The sequence below is a fragment of the Neisseria sp. P0001.S005 genome (assembly GCF_051963715.1).
Genome location: NZ_JBQCTZ010000443.1, coordinates 1 through 902, shown reverse-complemented (window position 1 = coordinate 902; position 902 = coordinate 1). Strand labels below are relative to the sequence as shown.

Annotated in this window: 1 protein-coding gene; it reads right to left on the bottom strand. The window is 52.2% G+C overall.

Annotated features, from left to right (window positions below):
* On the bottom strand, positions 1-902 hold a 902-nt coding region (locus tag ACTHSP_RS20920), incomplete at both ends, for a sugar transporter (protein ID WP_440346878.1).

Genomic DNA, 902 nt, shown 5'->3' with positions numbered 1-902 from the left:
AAGGCTCCGGCAATGCCGATATTGGAAAGGCCGAACCAGACGGTTACATAATGTCCCAAAAGCGCACCGCCGCCGATGCCGACATTGTACAAACCTGAATAAATCGAGTTGGCCACATCTGTTGCATCCGAGGCGAATGCCAAGACTTTCGATACCATCCCCAAGCTGACGATGACGATGGCCACGCCCCAAATAAACACCAGCGCGTATACCGCATAAGGGAAAGAGACAAACGGCAGAAGCAGCAGGGCAGAGAGCAGGATGACCGCCACCGCGCCAAGCATAAACAGGCGTTGCGATTTGGCAAACCATTTGCCAAACAAATAAGAAGCGGCAAAGCCTGCCAAACCGTACAGGCTCAAAACGATGGTGACCTGTTCAGCCTTAAATCTGCCAACTTGCAATACAAAAGGCTCGATATAGCTGTATGCCGTGAAATGTGCCGTAATAATCAACACCGTCATGGCATAAAGCAGCATCAGGTTGCGACGTTTGAACAAACTCGGCAGGCTGCTTAAAGAGCCGGTATTTTGGCTGGGTAAAGCAGGCAGGTTTTTGGCCAACACCAGCATTACGCCGGCAGCGCAGACCCCGATCAACAGGAAGCTGAGCTGCCAGCCGAAGTACTGCCCGACCACGCGCCCCAGCGGAATACCCAAAACCATCGCTAAAACCGTACCCGTACTGAGCAAGCCCAAAGCCTGATTGGTTTTGCCGGTGGGCGCAAGCCGTACCGCCAAAGAAGCCGTAATCGACCAAAAGACCGCGTGTGTCAGCGCAATACCGATACGGCTGACCAAGAGGATGTTGAAGTTCCAAGAAAAAAACGACAGCGCGTGAAACAGCGCAAACAGTGCAAACAGCATCAGCAATAATTTGCGCCGTTCGATGTTTTTCGTCAT